General features: G+C 52.7%; 17 protein-coding genes and 1 riboswitch. Of the genes, 6 read left to right on the top strand and 11 right to left on the bottom strand.

The features are described from left to right. From L692_RS0105845 to L692_RS0105820, 6 genes are all read left to right on the top strand, one after another. Nucleotides 1–558, top strand: a 558-nt coding sequence (locus L692_RS0105845) for an ABC transporter substrate-binding protein (RefSeq protein WP_025698042.1), incomplete at its 5' end; no start/stop codon positions are given. A 1-nt stretch (nucleotide 559) separates the two neighbouring features. Then, nucleotides 560–1,504, top strand: a complete 945-nt coding sequence (gene nikB / locus L692_RS0105840; RefSeq protein WP_084463094.1) for a nickel ABC transporter permease — start codon at nucleotides 560–562, stop codon at nucleotides 1,502–1,504. 77 nt (nucleotides 1,505–1,581) lie between these two features. Continuing rightward, a complete protein-coding gene (nikC, locus tag L692_RS0105835; RefSeq protein WP_232238732.1) occupies nucleotides 1,582–2,355 on the top strand; it encodes a nickel transporter permease in 774 nt (257 codons plus the stop codon). A gap of 4 nt (nucleotides 2,356–2,359) precedes the next feature. Continuing rightward, complete coding sequence (locus L692_RS0105830) at nucleotides 2,360–3,187, top strand: ABC transporter ATP-binding protein (protein WP_025698036.1); 828 nt, start codon at nucleotides 2,360–2,362, stop codon at nucleotides 3,185–3,187. Further along, the gene (locus L692_RS0105825; protein ID WP_025698034.1) at nucleotides 3,184–3,975 is read left to right on the top strand and encodes an ABC transporter ATP-binding protein; all 792 of its coding nucleotides are present in this window, start codon (nucleotides 3,184–3,186) and stop codon (nucleotides 3,973–3,975) included. Before L692_RS0105830 ends, L692_RS0105825 begins: the two co-directional genes overlap by 4 nt. Further along, on the top strand, nucleotides 3,972–5,336 hold the full coding sequence (locus L692_RS0105820; protein WP_025698032.1) for an MATE family efflux transporter: 1,365 nt from the start codon (nucleotides 3,972–3,974) through the stop codon (nucleotides 5,334–5,336). The genes L692_RS0105825 and L692_RS0105820 overlap by 4 nt, the downstream gene beginning before the upstream one ends. Here the strand turns inward: L692_RS0105820 and L692_RS31040 are convergent. The 11 genes from L692_RS31040 to L692_RS27855 all read right to left on the bottom strand — a co-directional run. Next, a complete protein-coding gene (locus L692_RS31040) occupies nucleotides 5,223–6,044 on the bottom strand; it encodes an ABC transporter permease (RefSeq protein WP_025698030.1) in 822 nt (273 codons plus the stop codon). The two genes, L692_RS0105820 and L692_RS31040, sit on opposite strands and share 114 nt — an antisense overlap. After that, nucleotides 6,041–6,685 (bottom strand): ABC transporter ATP-binding protein, encoded by a 645-nt coding sequence (locus L692_RS0105810; protein ID WP_025698028.1) that lies wholly within the window; start codon nucleotides 6,683–6,685, stop codon nucleotides 6,041–6,043. The genes L692_RS31040 and L692_RS0105810 overlap by 4 nt, the downstream gene beginning before the upstream one ends. Nucleotides 6,686–6,865: 180 nt before the next feature. After that, nucleotides 6,866–7,651, bottom strand: a complete 786-nt coding sequence (locus L692_RS27865) for a HoxN/HupN/NixA family nickel/cobalt transporter (RefSeq protein WP_036722173.1) — start codon at nucleotides 7,649–7,651, stop codon at nucleotides 6,866–6,868. Nucleotides 7,652–7,811: 160 nt separating this feature from the next. Then, nucleotides 7,812–8,004: riboswitch (cobalamin riboswitch) on the bottom strand. An 83-nt stretch (nucleotides 8,005–8,087) separates the two neighbouring features. Next, a complete protein-coding gene (locus L692_RS0105800; protein WP_025698027.1) occupies nucleotides 8,088–9,347 on the bottom strand; it encodes an anaerobic sulfatase maturase in 1,260 nt (419 codons plus the stop codon). A gap of 176 nt (nucleotides 9,348–9,523) precedes the next feature. After that, the gene (locus L692_RS0105795) at nucleotides 9,524–10,273 is read right to left on the bottom strand and encodes a class I SAM-dependent methyltransferase (protein WP_156940317.1); all 750 of its coding nucleotides are present in this window, start codon (nucleotides 10,271–10,273) and stop codon (nucleotides 9,524–9,526) included. Nucleotides 10,274–10,442: 169 nt separating this feature from the next. Continuing rightward, entirely contained in the window at nucleotides 10,443–11,324 is an 882-nt protein-coding gene (locus L692_RS0105790; RefSeq protein ID WP_025698025.1) for an ABC transporter permease subunit, read from the bottom strand. Continuing rightward, nucleotides 11,321–12,331 carry an ABC transporter ATP-binding protein gene (locus L692_RS0105785; RefSeq protein ID WP_025698023.1) on the bottom strand — a complete coding sequence of 337 codons (1,011 nt, stop codon included), beginning with the start codon at nucleotides 12,329–12,331 and terminating at the stop codon, nucleotides 11,321–11,323. The genes L692_RS0105790 and L692_RS0105785 overlap by 4 nt, the downstream gene beginning before the upstream one ends. Continuing rightward, nucleotides 12,331–13,455: a hypothetical protein gene (locus L692_RS27860; RefSeq protein WP_025698022.1), complete on the bottom strand. Its 1,125-nt coding sequence runs from the start codon at nucleotides 13,453–13,455 to the stop codon at nucleotides 12,331–12,333. The genes L692_RS0105785 and L692_RS27860 overlap by 1 nt, the downstream gene beginning before the upstream one ends. 29 nt (nucleotides 13,456–13,484) lie before the next feature. Beyond that, nucleotides 13,485–14,003, bottom strand: coding sequence for a sigma-70 family RNA polymerase sigma factor (locus L692_RS0105775; RefSeq protein ID WP_025698021.1), 519 nt, complete (start codon nucleotides 14,001–14,003; stop codon nucleotides 13,485–13,487). Between the two features lie 119 nt (nucleotides 14,004–14,122). Beyond that, nucleotides 14,123–14,920 carry a GNAT family N-acetyltransferase gene (locus tag L692_RS0105770; protein ID WP_025698019.1) on the bottom strand — a complete coding sequence of 266 codons (798 nt, stop codon included), beginning with the start codon at nucleotides 14,918–14,920 and terminating at the stop codon, nucleotides 14,123–14,125. A gap of 161 nt (nucleotides 14,921–15,081) precedes the next feature. Beyond that, nucleotides 15,082–15,721, bottom strand: a 640-nt coding sequence (locus L692_RS27855; RefSeq protein WP_156940316.1) for an MFS transporter, incomplete at its 5' end; no start/stop codon positions are given.

Here is a 15,721-nt window from a genome sequence, read left to right as displayed (position 1 = left end):
CCCCCCCCCCCCCCCCGCCAGTCGTTTGCGGCCGCAGGCTATCAGGTTGATAATGGCCGGGTGCTTCAAGACGGCCAACCCTTGGCCTTCCGGTTGCTGACTTACCAAGCCAGAGCTGAACTGCCGCTGATTGCCCAGTTGATCCAGGCTAATGCAAGGGAGCTTGGAATCACGGTTGACATACGTCTGGTGGATAATATTGACGAGTATTTGGCCGCAAATAACGATTGGGATCTGGCCGTCTACAGCAGCATTACCGCTCCGCGCGGAGATGCAAGCTATTTTCTGAATGCCGCCTATACTCCTGAAGGAGCGCTCAATTATGCGCATGTCCATCAACCTGAGCTGGAAGTTCTGATTGGCAAGCTGAATGCGGCCATTTCAGAAGGTGAACGGAATGCGATTGCCCAGGAAGCGGTTGGCTATATTGACAAGCATGTGTTGAACTCCTATATTATTCATCCCAATCATTTTGTCGTGTACAGCAATCATGTGAAGAACTGGGTAACCAGTAAAAGTGAATACTATCTATTGACTAAAGATTTGGATATTGAATAATATGCTGCGTTCTATCGGCAAAAAACTGCTGGAGCTGCTGTTGTTCTTCCTGCTGATGTCTGTAGTCAGCTTCTGTCTCTTGAAGCTAGTTCCGGGCGATCCTGTCCGGAGCATTCTCCGGGTGGATGATGTAGCTGTTTCAAACGAACAACTGGAGGCAATGCGCGATCAGCTCGGACTAAACAAACCTCTGATTGTGCAGTACGGCATATGGCTGAAGCAGCTTGTACAATTGGACCTGGGACATTCACTCATTACGCATAGATCCGTCTTCACTGAATTCGCCGGGAAGCTGCCCTATACGCTATCGCTTACCGGAGGGTCGCTCATCGTCATGCTCCTGATAGCCATGCCGCTGGGTACACTGTCTGCCTTATACCGCGATCGCTGGATTGACAGGCTTAGCCGGACGATCTCCTTAATCGGCTCATCCCTTCCAAGCTTCTGGCTGGGTCTTCTGCTTATCCAGCTCTTCGCGGTCCGTCTGCGTATGCTGCCGCCAATGGGTGAAGGGAGTATACTGCATTTGATCCTCCCGTCGCTAACCCTGGGGCTGGCGATGTCTGCGGTCTACGTAAGACTGATCCGTTCCAGTCTGATTGAAAGTGCCAGTCAGGACTTCGTTGCCTCCGCCAGAGCCAGAGGGCTTCATCCGGCGCGGGTCTTCTTGTTCCATACCTTCCGCCACAGCCTTGTACCGCTGATTACGGTCTTCAGCGGAAGCATGGGCAGTCTGCTCGGAGGTACTGTGGTTATCGAAGTGTTGTTCGCTTACCCGGGGATAGGAAAATGGATTGTGGATGCGATTGCCGCGCGGGATTACCCGGTAATTCAGGGCTATATACTGTTCATGAGCGTATTTATAGTAAGCATTAATGTTCTTGTAGAGATGTCCTATCGCTGGATCAATCCTGAAATTGCTTCGAAGGGGAAGGAAATTGGATGAGAATTATCACGAAGCATGATCTGCAAGCCGGGAGGAAATTACAAAGGCCTGCAAGCGTTGCGCCCATACTTCTTGCCATGTCTGTGCTTGCTCTCATCATGGCTGCGCCAGCGCTGGCGCCTTACGATCCTTATAATGTAGCCATAGGAGAGCGACTGAAGGCGCCGGGCGCCGGCCACTGGCTCGGAACCGATCATTTGGGACGGGATCTGCTCTCCAGAATCATATCGGGCATTCGGACAACCCTCGGGACAAGCTTGCTCATTCTCGCCTGCTCCATGCTGATTGGCGTTCCGCTAGGCTTGCTTTCAGGATATCTCGGCGGTCTTTGCGACCGGGTATTCAAGAGAGCTGTAGATGCCTTCATGACCCTGCCTGATTATATATTTGCTATCGTACTGAGCGGATTGCTCGGCCCGGGGCTTATTAATCTGTTGTCTGCTGTAATTGCGGTGAAATGGGTCAGCTATGCCCGGCTGGCGCGAAGTATAGTCCTTCTGGAGAAACAAAAGGAATATATTGCCCTCGCCACCTTGAGCGGTGTTTCTCCCCATCGGATCGTTATTAAGCATATTCTTCCGCATACCTGGGGAAATGTGCTGGTGCTGGCAGCGCTGGACCTGGGTAAAATCATTCTGATGATCGCCTCCCTCTCCTATATCGGACTGGGACCGCAGCCTCCTGCCGCTGAATGGGGCTCCATGCTGAATGAAGGCCGCCTGTATTATCATACGGCCCCCCATCTTATGCTTGTCCCCGGCCTGGCAATCATGCTTACAGTGCTGCTCGCCAATATTGCAGGCGACCGTCTTAGAGACAAGTATGATGTTAGAAACAAAGAGAGAGCGTGAACCTATGCTGACCATTCAGAATCTTACCATATCTTCCGGAAGCCAATTGCTGGTTAACGGCCTCAATCTGGAGCTGAGAGCCGGGGAATGGCTGGCGCTTGCCGGTGAAAGCGGCAGCGGCAAGACTCTTGCCGCTGCCTCCATCGGAGGACTGCTGCCAAGAGGGATTAGTTACAGAGGAACCCTTAACTGGAAAGGAACCGATCTGACGAACCTGCCCCCCGCCCGGAGACGGAAGTTACTCGGCCTGGAAATTCGTTATATTTTTCAGGATTATCAAGGGGCGTTCACCCCGTTTATAACGATAGGGAAGCAGCTTGATGAACTGCTGTCCACGCATACCGATCTTGACCGCCATGCCCGACGGGCGCTGGGTATCGAAGCGCTGGAGCGCGTGAATCTCCCCGGCGACCGTGTATACAGAAGCTACCCTTTCCAGTTAAGCGGCGGTCAATTGCAACGGGCAACCATTGCTTCCGCCCTCATGCTTCATCCCGCACTCATTATTGCGGATGAGCCGACGACCGCGCTTGACAGCCTGACTGCACAGAGGGTGCTGAAGCTTATTGCTGCGGCTAAGGAACGAATGAATACCTCTGTGCTATGGATCACTCACGACCTCAGACATGTTCGGAAATATGCGGACCGTGTTGCCGTAATGTGCAGAGGGGAGCTTGTGGAGCAGGGAACCAAGGACGAGGTGCTATACACCCCTTCCCACCCTTATACGAAGCGGCTGATTGCAGCAATCCCGCCCTTGTCGCCGGATGCTCCCGAGCGGCTCGGCCAGATGCCTTTGAGCCGACGGCTTAAGGAAGGAGCCCTGAAATGACGGAAGCGCGAGCGAACAATATCATCAATGTAGTCAATTTGCATAAATCCTATACCGATGCTCACCCGGTACTGCATAGCATCTCATTTCATCTGACAGAAGGGGAATGTCTGGGAGTCGTTGGCGAGAGCGGGTGCGGCAAGAGCACTCTGGCGCGCTGTCTATTGACTCTGACAGGCTGGCAGAGCGGAGAGATATATTTTGACGGCCTGCGGCTCAGCGGCATGGGGAACAGAGAGCTTCGGGAAGCCCGTTCACGGATGAGCGCTGTCTTTCAGAACCCTGCGTCAGCCTTGAACCCGCGCCTTCCGATTCTGGATTCATTGATGGAGCCGCTGGATGAGCGCAAGGGCTTCGTCCCTTCATTCCTGGCCGGAGAACGTCCGGCAAGACGGCTCGAAGTAGCCGAGGCGCTTCTGGCAACGGTGGGATTGTCCGCCGATGCTCTGTTCAAGCACCCGCATGAGCTTAGCGGCGGCGAGAAGCAACGGATCATGATAGCCAGGGCCATCAGTACGGAGCCTGCGTTTATCGTACTGGACGAGCCGACGGCGAGCCTGGACGTGACGACACAATCGGTGATCCTTAATCTGCTTAAAGATTTGCAGGAGACGCTCAGCTTATCCTATCTCTTCATCTCGCATGATCTGGCTGCCGTCCATTTCATGAGTGACCGCATTATGGTGATGCGGTCCGGTCATATCCTGGATGAATTCAGCAAATCCCGGATCTTTGATGAGCAGCGGCACCACTATACGAAGCTGCTCCTGGAGGTGTTCTCCGGATGAGCGAGCTCATGGATCGACCGAGTCACCGCGCATACCTGATGCTAGGCATCCCATTAATGATTTCCAGCCTCACGACACCGCTGCTTGGAGCCGTAGATACTGCGGTGGTGGGTCATTTATTCGATCCGTCGCTCCTGGGTGGAACGGCTATTGCCATACTCATACTTAATACGCTGTTTTGGCTGTTTGGCTTTCTGCGAGTCAGCACCTCCGGCTTCGCGGCTCAGGCGCGCGGAAGCGGAGACATATCCGGAGGGATGTCCGAGCTGATCCGTCCGCTGGTTGTGGCAGGTCTGATGGGTGTGGCGATGATTGCGCTGAAGGAGCCGATTCTTCAGTCCGCTTTATCACTGATGAGACCTGAACCGGATGTGGCTAGATGGGCCAGGGTATATTTTGAAATCCGGATCCTTGGAGCACCGCTGACGCTGCTAAATTATGCGCTTCTTGGTTGGCTGATGGGAATGTCGCATATAAAATATACGCTTACTATGCAGCTTTCAACGAATGTGCTGAATATTGCGTTTTCCCTGCTGTTCGTACAGGGCCTTCACTGGGGCGTAGCCGGCGTGGCAGGAGCTGCCGTGCTGGCTGAGGGTCTTGCCTTCCTTCTCGGTGTAATTCTCGCGCTGCGCTCTCCTTATATGAATCTGTCCGACTTGCGCTGGACAGACTCGTTTAAGCGTAGCGATATCCGCAGGATGTTCCGCACTAACGGCGATTTATTTGTGCGGACCGTATGCCTGCTGGCGATGTTTAACCTGTTTACGGCATCGAGCACTGCATTTGGAACCCGGATTCTGGCCGCCAATACTATACTGCTACAGATTCATTACCTTATGGCCTATTGCTTCGATGGCTTAGCCAATGCAAGCAGTATTTATGCTGGACAAGCACGCGGCTCGGGGAACTGCATGCTGCTGAAGAGGACATTATACCTCTCCTGGATTTGGGGAGGCATTGCCTCAATAGGACTGGCGGGAGCGTACCTTCTCAGTACAGAACATATCATCTCTTTGTTTACGGATAATGACAGTATTAAGCAGATTGCTATGCAGCATGGAGGATGGCTGCTTCTGTTCCCGTTAGTCACCGGCTTCGGCCTGGTATTCTATGGGGTATTCACAGGACTTACGGAGACGGCGCCGATTCGCAATTCCATGCTGCTCTCCCTCACTGTCTATGCACTGAGCCTGCTTGTGTTCGTTCCCGCATACGGGAACCACGGATTGTGGTTATCCTTCATACTATTCGGCCTTGGCCGTTCTGTGTTTCTGCTTGTCTATGTTCTGAAGTTCAAGCTGGCTGCGGCGGTTAAAGAACGTCCGATAGCCGAGCTGTACGAACAGGATCACGGATAACGAGACGCTTCCGACAATACCCAGCATGATGGCAATCTGGTATTCCACAGCTACGATGGGCGATGTCCCGGACAAAATTTGTCCCGTCATCATTCCGGGCAAGAAGACGATGCCCATGCCGACCATCGAATTAATGGTGGGGAGCATAGCGGCATCGAAGGCCTGATTGACAATATCCCGAGCCGCTATGCGCGGCGTTGCTCCAAGCATGAGCGCTCCCTCTACCTTGTTCTTTTGACCGTGCATGCCTTCGATCAGTGAATTTACGCCTAACGCAACCCCTGTCATCGAATTGCCGACGATCATCCCGGCTATCGGAATGACATACCGTGGTTCGTACCAAGGGACGAGCCGCAGGACGATGACTATAAAATAGACAAGGCTGACCAAAATGCCGGAAGTCATGGAAAGGGCAATGCACCGCTTCATGGCGAAGGACAGCTTTCCTTTGGCCCGCTTGATAACCGTCCGAATGGAGAAAGCAAGCATGATAGCGACAAGCAGCAAAGTATACGCCGGATGAGCATGCCCAAATACGTATACCAGCAGGTATCCTACAAGAATGAGCTGAAGGGTCATTCGGACCGCAGCGATGAATATTTCTTTTTCGCGGGGAATGCCTTTCATTCGAACGATCACAATCAGCACAAGCACGAACAGATAAGCGGCGGCCAGCTGCCAGAATAATAAATCAATGGTTCCATTCACTGTACATCCCTCCCGTTCCCTTGAGGCACTCCATTTTTCATTTCAATAACCGAATCGGCGTATGTATCTGCAATGTGGCGGGAATGCGTAATCATAACCACAGTCATGCCCCGCTTACGAACGAATGCTGTCAATCGCTGCATGACCATATCCGCAGTGTCCTCATCGAGCGCTGAAGTCGGCTCATCCAGCAGCAATGCCGCCGGATTCATCACTATAGCCCTTGCGAGGGCGAGCCGCTGCTGTTCCCCTCCGGAGAGATTCGCGGCATCTTGCTCCAGGTCTTTCTCCAGGCAGACGAGGCGCAGCGCCTCCGCCAATTGTTCATCCGAAGCTTCAGGCTTGCCGGCAAAAGATAAGCCGATCTGAAGGTTATCCTTGATCGTCCCTTTGAACAGGATGGGAGCTTGTGGCACCATCACCGCATGACGTCTCCATTCAATCGGATCAATTTCATTTGAAGGCCGTTGATCGAACCAAATCTCGCCATGATCCGGGCTGTCCAACTGGTTCAACAACCGGAGCAAGGTGGTCTTTCCGCTGCCGCTCTCTCCCACAATGCAGGTTACTTTGTTGGCCGGTATCGTTAACTCTGGGATGGACAATACACCCTTGGCGCTTACCTCTTTTAAACGAAACAGGGTCACCTCTCCTTTCGGTCTACCGCTTACTCCTTAATCTGCTTGAACAGTCCCCCCGACATTCTTGATATTACCCAACTCAAGGAAATCGTTCAACAATTATCAAGGGTATACCCCAAAATGTCCCTGAACGCAAAATGGAGGCTCCTCACTTCTGAGGAACCTCCGTAATAAGTTCGATCAGCGAACCGTCCGTGACTTCGCCCGGACATGGACAAGGGCAAAGCATAGAAGCAGGAACAAGAAAATCATAATCCCTACGATTTCGAAATCCAGCTCTGCCCAAGGATTAAAGTATGTAAATGCCTGATAGAAAGAAACGCCATAGGCGAGCGTAACAATCACCCATCCAATGATTTTCGACGCCGATTGCCCCAGGCTGCTTGATTGGCTAATCATTTTATACGCAATGAGCGAATCAATGGTATCGGTGACCATCATTCCCAGCATAAAAATAACACCCAAAATTAAAGGCATGTACCGGTATGAGCTGCCAGCGGCAAGCGCCCAGACGGACGTTTGACTAATGGTCTCGGCGGCCAGGGCAAAGACGCCTCCCACTAAAATAATCAAGAGTGGATTGGTGGTTCCCCGCGAAACGTTCGCAACCAGCTTCCCTTTGATCCCCTTCAGTTGAAATTCCTCATCTTTAAGCCTGGAGCGCATTAAATAATACATATTCATTGTTCCAATGGTGAAAAGGGATAGAATGGATATCCAGGTTGCGAAGGTGTCAAAGTACACCGGAAATTTAAAATTCTCCATAAACATTCCGAGAACAGTCGCGATGCAAGCGACAACCGCTCCATGGCCAAATGAAAACAACGTGCCTACCCAGCGGGTAATCGGGCTGCCCATTCGCCAATTGTAACGGGTTTGTCCGTCAATAAAAGCTAAATGATCCGCATCCAACCCATGGCGAAGACCCAGCACAAAAACAAGCAGTACAAGCGATATCGTTGACATTGACGCTTCCCTCTTTCTTCATCGTTTTTTTACGCAAAAAAGCCCCGGGCCGCCTGGGCAGATTCGGGACTTGCCAATGGGAACGTATATAAACGACAAGTTAAGCAGAGCTAAATTGCGAGTTCACGTTTCGTCACCACTCCTTTTCTCCGAAGGCATATTGGGTGTACAAATCCAGGTAGGTCTTCTGGCTTCCGGATCATCGCCTGTCTTCTGTCTTCCCCGGACTTGCTGCTGAGTGACATGTAAAGAAGGAGGCTCCCCGGTTACAGCGGCGGGACCGCTCGGGATTTACACCCGATTCCCTGTTACCCCTTGATCATCGCAAGGGCACCTGGTTGCAATATATGGAATTCCTCTGATTTTAATTCTGAAATCTTGTATTATCCATAAGTTTTGTCACTTTCGGTCTTCGGGGAATGCGCATGCCAGGAGGTCAGACCGTGACGAGTCCCAGGCAGCATTGCTTGTATTTCTTGCCGCTGCCGCAGGCGCAAGGGTCGTTTCGGCCCGGGAGCTTTCCTTTGAAGTGAACCTGCACGTTCTGGCGGAACAGGTTGCTTCTGACGCTGTCTCCAAGCTGCTTCATCCGCTCGTCCGCATACGCATAAATCTCCTTGTAGCTGGCGCAAAAATAATCTCTGCCCCTGGCCTCAAGTTCCGCTCCCCATTCCCGGTTGCGCGGGCAACCGCCATGACAGAGACGTTTCCACTCGCAGCTCCGGCATCCCTCGGGGAGCTCAGGCTTCATCCCGAGAAAACGGTCGTACAAAGGATGCTTCAGGATGTCCTCAATGGAATGCGTCGCGACATTGCCGATTTTCCATTCCGGTGAAATGAAAAAGTCGCAAGGGTAGGCGTCTCCGTTCTGCTCCAGAATGATCGTGGTCGGGCACGCGGCCCGATGAATGCACAGCTCCGCCTCGCGGCCGGTATAACCGGCCAGCATATTGTCGAAAAACCGCACAGAAACCCGCGGGTTCCCTCCGTTATACCAATAATCGAAGGCTTCGCGCAGAAACCGGCCGTATTCCGCAGGCGTAATATCGTAGACGCCCGGCTTGTCCGGCTCCTGGGAACGGAAATCCATGCAAGGAATGAACTGGACGTAGATGAAGCCTTCTTGTTCAAAGAAAGCCATGATCTCGGCGGCCTGTCCGACGTTGCCTTTGTGAATAACAGACAATATATTGAAATCCACGTTATGCTGCCGTAAATGCCCGATTCCCTTCATGACCCGGTGAAAGCTGCCTTGCCCGAGCGAATCCACCCGCCGCGCATCATGAATGTCTTGAGGCCCGTCCAGACTTACACCGACCAGAAAATTGTATTTTTTAAAAAAAGCCGCCCAGCGGTCATTAATCAAGGTGCCGTTCGTCTGAATGGAATTGCCGATGCTCGTTCCCTTCGGAGCATAGCGGGCCTCTAGCGATACAACCTCCTCGAAGAATTCCAGACCTGCCAGCAGCGGCTCTCCTCCCTGCCAGGCAAAGGAAGCCGCCCCCTGTGACCGCCCCATATATTCCTTAATGAATTTCTCCAGAATGGCGGGATCAATCCGGTTGATCTTGGGACCCGGCTTGCCGCCGCATGTGCTGTAATAGCAGTAATCGCAGGCCAGGTTGCAGTCCTCCGAAACCGTCTTCCACATCACGCCCACATGCCGATGTTCCAGTGTTATGCCACCGCAGCCCATGTTTCTCCCCCTCCTCGTCATCTAAATCGTCTCTTGTAGATACTTTATCTCATTGCCGCGACATCAGCCACTGTAAATTCGCAGGCTGTCCAGTTCCTCGTACATAAACCGTTTATCATACCAGCCATGGTCGCCGAGGTTATGTATAATGCGCGGACAATGCTTATACTGTACTCTTACAGTTTTCTTGCCTTGATTACAAAAGTTAAAGGAAGCATCTTTGCTTTTCTTGCAAAATCGCTGTTATCGTCCCTCGATTGCATAATTTCATCATCAGATTGCTCAATCATTTGCTCAATGACAAATCCCGATTTTGAGAGCGCATTCACATAGGTGGAGAGTTTACGGTCCGACAATGTTAGCGCACCTTCTCCGGCTAAATCAAGAGATACCGAATACCAAGATTCATCGAAATAACACTTGTTAAAAGCAAGCATATTATTTTCTGCAACAACACATTTGTGTATAGGATGAGACCAACTGAAAATAAGTACGCCGTCTTTTTTCAGGTAAGAAGCGATCCGGCAAAAAGTACCCTCAAGGTCGGTGGTCCAGCCTATGGCATAAATCGAATAAACAAAGTCAAAATAATCCTCTGGTACGCCGCATTCTTCTTCCATGGGAGAACAGATCAATTTTGCTGAAAGGCCGCACGACGTCAAATGTTGCGTTGCCTTTTCGATTTGTTTTTCTGATATATCGATACCCCATAGTTCAGATGCGTTGCGCTCCCCTTGATACTGCAAGGAATGACCGTTCCCACAGCCTATCTCCAGCATCTTTTTTCCTGAGACATCACCAAAAAGTTGGCATTTTTCTTCTGAGACAAATGCTCCGTAAAAAGGAAGCACGATTGCTCCCAAAAAGTCATTTCCTTTTGTATCCCAATAGAAGCTGTTTGTTTTATAAACTGTATTCTTGTCCATGCCGCCGCCCTTTCCCAATATAAATTTTCCGTACCTGCGCATTATCCGACTACAGTTCATTATACTTGATTAAGGCATAAAAGAGCCATCAGCATATAGAATGCCGACGGCCTGAGCAGAGGCGCGTGTGCGTCTCTGCCATCCTTCTTTCTAATCGGGGCGCCCGTGCTTATAAATCCCTGGACTTAAAACGCCGAATACCCATTGCAAAAAATACAGCGGTGTACATGATGGCATATACAACAAAGGAATTTGATGGTACCGAGGAAAAATTGTTGACTCCGGATGAAGAGACGTCGAAAGGAACCATTCCGCTCAATTCGTCAAAGCTGAATAACTCGGCAATTGCTTTGCGCTGCAGACCGTCCGCAGGTATGACCAGCGATATGACTCCGGTCAGGCGGTTCAGCGATTCCATCACAGCCGCATCCCTGCTGAAGCCGGAGCCGATTCGTTCAATCATTCCTCCCAGCCAGCTGGTCCCGTATAGAATGGTCATGAACACCCCGTTTCCAATGGCCGAGAACAGTCCGGACCCAAGCATGGACACGCTCACAAGCAGCGGGACGGCCAGGGAGAACAGCAGGAAGGATTTGATCCAGGCAGCCGGATCTAACGGAATCGCCGCATGCGTCCTGGTAATAAGCAGAATGGAAACAAACAGCAGCAGGGCGTATGCGGTTCCCAGAGTCACATATCCCAGCCATCGTCCGGCATACCATTTCCAGCGTGGAAGCGGCCGGGAAAGCACCGCCTGAAGGATGCCCGTCTCCGCCTCCCCCGCGATTGCCGAGAAGGAGGTGAAAATCGCCAGGAACGCAAGTACAAACGACCCGAACATAAGACCAATCGTCACGATAATAGCGCCGTTTGCAAATCGGGCGATCAATACCTCCCCGCTTTCACCCATCCCTTGCGCCAACCCTTGCTCCCCGAATGCTCTTGCCAGAAACCAGAAGCCTGCCAGAAATGCCGCGGTCATGAGCAGAGTCAGCAGCAGCACTTTTTTGCGCAGCATTTCTTTCCAGGTTATGCTCCAAATAATCCTCATCCCTGTTCACCTCTGTGGTCAAGTCCGGATACGGTATTCACGAACCACTCTTCCAGACGTTCTTGTTCCTGCGACACTTCATAAAGCGTCATCCCCTGCTCCACAATGAGCGCATTCAACCAGCCCGCCTGCTCCTCGCTGTCCAGCTCCGCCTCCAGCCATACTATGCTTTCATCCGGCGACGGCCCGGACGGAAGCTGGTCTCCGAAATTATGCCGTGGAGGGGAAGATAGCTCCTGGCGGGCAGACAGCCTGATGTTCAGCCCCGTCCGTTCATTCAGCCAGGAACGCAAAAAAGGCGTGTATCCGCCCACTTTAAAAAGCCACTTCGTTTGTTTGCGAAGCACCTCGGACACACTGCCGTGCCGCAGGATAACACCGTTATTCAATAGCGCCATCCGGTCGCACAGCAGCTCAACCTCCTCCAGTAGATGAGAGTTGAGAAAGATGGTTTTGCCGCGCTCCTTCAGCTTCTCCAGAATATTGCGGACCTCCCTGCGTCCGATCGGGTCCAGCGCCGAAGACGGCTCGTCCAGAAAAATAATCTCGGGATCATTGACCAGCGCGCAGGCCAGTCCAAGCCGCTGCTGCATCCCTTTGGAGTAATGCTTGACCCTGTCCCTTCCACGTTGTCCGAGTCCTACTTCATCAAGAAGCTCCCGAACCCGCTTGGCTGCCACCGAACGCTCCATACGGCATAGCCGCGCATGAAGCTCCACAACCTCTTCTCCGGTCATCCATTCCTGGTATCGGTACAATTCCGGTAAATAGCCGATCAGCGACTTCGCCGCAAGCGAGCCGATCTTGCATCCGAGCAGAGCGGCGCTGCCGCTTGAGGGAGTAATCAGCCCGACCAGCATTTTGACAAAGGTGCTTTTGCCGGCGCCGTTGGGTCCGAGGAAGCCGAAGGCTTCCCCTTTCCCGACAGTAATGCTTACATCCCGGCAGCCGCGGCCATTATCGTACTGTTTGGTCAGCGCCAACGTCTCTATCGCCGGCACACTCATCATTGGATCAACTCCTGCACTTTTGCAACTAGTTCCTCTTTGCTTGTATATAAATTTCCGCCGGATAACTGAAACAATTGTCCGTCATGTACCCAAACGGCATCATAAGCCGCATCCTGACCGTATTCGTGGCGATTCACCAGAACGTTCGTACCCTTTACGGTAATTTGCTCGGCATTGTCTGATGATATAACCGGCACCGGAATTTCACCGGCTAAAATACTGCTTTGCTTGAGGCTCGATTTCAAAGAATCCGGCAGCAGCGGGAAGTTGATAATGGCCTCCAATGCTTCTTCGACCTTAATCGAAGGGTCAACGGTTAACACGGGAGTATTCATCTGCAGCAGGTTGGCCCAGTGGGTGTTGCCTTCGGACAGTTCATAGTTCACGATCTCCGGGATGCGCAATGTAATCGGCTTGCCGTCAACCGATTCCGGCAGCAGCTGCGTGGCTCCGAGCCGCATCATTACTTTATTGATCTCATCTACATTAAGATTAAGCGTCACTTCCTGGGAAGCAGATACTCTGAGCTGAGAGGTGCCTTTGGACAAAGCCCCGCTTAACGGCGCATACCCGAGCTTGTCCTTGAGTTGCTCCGGCTTGATCATTCCGCTGACTGTGCCCGAAGAACCGGAAAAGGAGCCAAATTTGTTGATTGTCTCGTTCATGATGCCGCTCTCGCTAATTGAATTGAACATGCCGCGCAGATCGCTCTCACTCACGGCCGTTACCGACTGCATACGGAACTGATTGAGGATGGCGGCCATCGCCGTATTGCCTACAGGGGTGGCGAGAACAGTGGCAATCAAGGCCATACCGGCGGCCGCTATCGCCCATTTGCGGCGGCGGTTCATCCTCGGCCGGCGTGAACGGATTCTATCTCCGCCGCTGCCGGAAACTGGGCTGTGCAATTCCGTATGCCCCGGCTCCCCGGCTTTGCGGTAATCTGTACCGGAGAGTTCTCCCTCTTGTTCCAGCGCTTCGGATTTTGCCGCTTCCGCCTTTTGGTCCCATTCCATCCATTTAGGATTGATCGGCTCACCCGCAACCGTCTCCTGAAACCTTGCCCATGCCTCGTCTGTTCTTGGCTTATTTGTATCGCGGTCTGCTGAATAATTAGTCATTAAGCAATGCCCTCCTTTGGAATAAACTGTCAATCCATTTTCATTATCGATTTCGACGCGGTTGTCCTGAGCTTTTGCGTAGCCCGTTGCAGCAGCGTGCCTACAACCGGAGGCTTGACGCCAAGCTCGCCTGCGATCTCCGCATAACTGTAGCCGGAATAGCGCAGGAGAAGAGCCTGTCTGTCACGCTCGGGCAGCTTCTCCAGCCATTCCCGCACATCCTCCTGATCCAGCTTGCGCAGAGTCAACTCCTCACCCGAAGGCGGCGATGCCTCCGCGCCATACATCAGCTCCTGCTTGCTCTGCAGCCGCCGTTGCCTTGCTTGATTCTCCAGAAAATCATATCCGATCCGGGTAAGCACACGGTGAAGCCAAGCTCCGAGCGCCGCCGGATCATCCGGGGGATTTCGGTATAACCGCAGGAATACGTCCTGGGCCAAATCCTCGGCTGCCGACTCATCGCGGACAAGAGCGATCAATTTGCGCCGGACAGCAGGGTAGTGCTCATAAAATATCGATCGAAAACGTTCGGATTCCGGAATTTCCATGTTGTGAAGCCTCCTTAATTAGCTGCAGCTATATATAAGACGGCGGTCAGCGGCTTTTTGTATCAAAAAAGAGGGCATTCGCCCTCTTGCCAATTTTTAGTATTCCCCTGCCTGGCTCGCTATGTGTACATCATTGACCAGTCGCCGATATCCCGGAAGCCGATACGTTTGTAGATGGAGGCCGCGTCCGGATTATTGTAAAACAGGCAGAGCGACTTCCCTTCCTTCGTCAGATCGGAGCACAGCTTCGTTACAATCAGGGTTGCCAGCCCCTGTCCCCGGTAATCCGGATGCGTGGCGACACCCACGATCATGGCGGACATCGAATTCTCCGCTGTACTGGAAGCGGCGGCCACAGTACGCCCGTCCCGCTCCACAAAACAGGTACGCCCCGTTCCGGTCTCCAGCGCCCTGCGCATGCCTGACCGCATGCTGTCCGGGTTCTCCTCGAACTCGTCGATTCCGTCCATAAGCGTACATATGGACTCCACATCCCGCAGAGTCGCCAGTTTAGCCGGAGTCTCCGCAAGGGCTTGCGCGCCAGGTTCACCGGCCAGCTCTTTCAGCTCGGCAAAATGCATGCTTTTCTCCTTCCGGAAGCTGATGTACGGGCCGAACTGCGCCGCTATGGACGTTGATCCGGACAGCATTTTCATCCTCTCGTCCTGCTTCATGATGTCGGCAAATCCCTGTACATCGAACGGTACCGCCGCATAGGGCAAATAATTGGTTTCATAACGCAGCAGAACCGCCTTTAATTGCCCGGACTCCGGTTCAAATTCGCCCCAAACCTCCTGAAACTCCCGGTCAAAGCCAAAATTCTCCACATCCGAAATCAGAAATAAATTGAGCGCCGGATCTTGTCCCAAAAAAGCAAGCAAGCCCGCACGGTCCTGTTCGTTCAGTTTGCGTATCATATGATCCCCCCGTCAATCGTCTAAAAAAATCAATAGAAATAACATAACATGGAAATGGCAAGGCGTAAATGAATTGCCCAACCCAAAGGGGGGATATAGTCAAAAACCGGGAGCATCCGGGCTTTGGGCCAGGCTCTCCCGGCTTGCGTCAAGCCGGTATACTAGATGGATTCCTGCTGAAGTTTGGCTCCGCGCTCCGGATGGGCGAACATTTCGCTCGGAGACAGCAGATAGATGACACTGATCAGTCCGAATATGCACGCGCTCACCTTGAACGGGATGCTTTCATTGCCGCCGCTTGCCAGCCAGCCGCCAATTACAGGGCCGATCACGGCGCCGAGGCCTTCAACGGAGAACAGCAGGCCCCAGCTCATCCCCACCGAGCTTTCGGGGATATACCGCGCCATCAGCGCGTTCCAGGAAGGGAGCAGGGTGGCATAGGCGCAGCCCATCAAGATCGCCAGAACGAGGACACCGGCAAATGAAGCGGCGGCGGTCAGCAGGAACAGCGAGGCTGAGAATACGGCGAAGCCCAGCACCAGGAACCATTTGCCGCCTAAATAATCGAATAATCTGCCCATCGGCACCATAAGCAGGACAGCGGCCGTCCCGCCGACTACCAGCGCAAGCGAAACCCCGGAGTGGGACAGGCCCAGCCGGTTTACGGCAAAATTCGTTATTAGGGGCAGGATCATTCCTCCGGCTGCGGTTTGCAGCAGCATTCCCGGCACCAGAAAGCCGCCCTTCTTCACTTTATGCCACAGTGCGGCCAACTGCTCGCTTACCTTCATTTCCATTCGA

The sequence above is a fragment of the Paenibacillus forsythiae T98 genome, from assembly GCF_000520735.1.
Taxonomy (GTDB): domain Bacteria; phylum Bacillota; class Bacilli; order Paenibacillales; family Paenibacillaceae; genus Paenibacillus_AQ; species Paenibacillus_AQ forsythiae.
The sequence above is the reverse complement of the archived record's forward strand: the minus strand, read 5'-3'. Positions and strand labels throughout refer to the sequence as shown.

Excerpts from the sequence above, each read along its gene's own strand:
- L692_RS0105800 (WP_025698027.1), bottom strand. The coding sequence starts at position 9,347 with ATGGGCTGCGGTGGCATAACACTGGAACATCGGCATGTGGGCGTGATG.
- L692_RS0105830 (WP_025698036.1), top strand. The coding sequence starts at position 2,360 with ATGCTGACCATTCAGAATCTTACCATATCTTCCGGAAGCCAATTGCTG.
- L692_RS0105820 (WP_025698032.1), top strand. The coding sequence starts at position 3,972 with ATGAGCGAGCTCATGGATCGACCGAGTCACCGCGCATACCTGATGCTA.
- L692_RS0105825 (WP_025698034.1), top strand. The coding sequence starts at position 3,184 with ATGACGGAAGCGCGAGCGAACAATATCATCAATGTAGTCAATTTGCAT.
- L692_RS27860 (WP_025698022.1), bottom strand. The coding sequence starts at position 13,455 with ATGACTAATTATTCAGCAGACCGCGATACAAATAAGCCAAGAACAGAC.
- L692_RS0105795 (WP_156940317.1), bottom strand. The coding sequence starts at position 10,273 with ATGGACAAGAATACAGTTTATAAAACAAACAGCTTCTATTGGGATACA.
- L692_RS0105785 (WP_025698023.1), bottom strand. The coding sequence starts at position 12,331 with ATGAGTGTGCCGGCGATAGAGACGTTGGCGCTGACCAAACAGTACGAT.
- nikB (WP_084463094.1), top strand. The coding sequence starts at position 560 with ATGCTGCGTTCTATCGGCAAAAAACTGCTGGAGCTGCTGTTGTTCTTC.
- L692_RS27865 (WP_036722173.1), bottom strand. The coding sequence starts at position 7,651 with ATGTCAACGATATCGCTTGTACTGCTTGTTTTTGTGCTGGGTCTTCGC.
- nikC (WP_232238732.1), top strand. The coding sequence starts at position 1,582 with ATGTCTGTGCTTGCTCTCATCATGGCTGCGCCAGCGCTGGCGCCTTAC.
- L692_RS0105775 (WP_025698021.1), bottom strand. The coding sequence starts at position 14,003 with ATGGAAATTCCGGAATCCGAACGTTTTCGATCGATATTTTATGAGCAC.
- L692_RS0105790 (WP_025698025.1), bottom strand. The coding sequence starts at position 11,324 with ATGAGGATTATTTGGAGCATAACCTGGAAAGAAATGCTGCGCAAAAAA.
- L692_RS0105770 (WP_025698019.1), bottom strand. The coding sequence starts at position 14,920 with ATGATACGCAAACTGAACGAACAGGACCGTGCGGGCTTGCTTGCTTTT.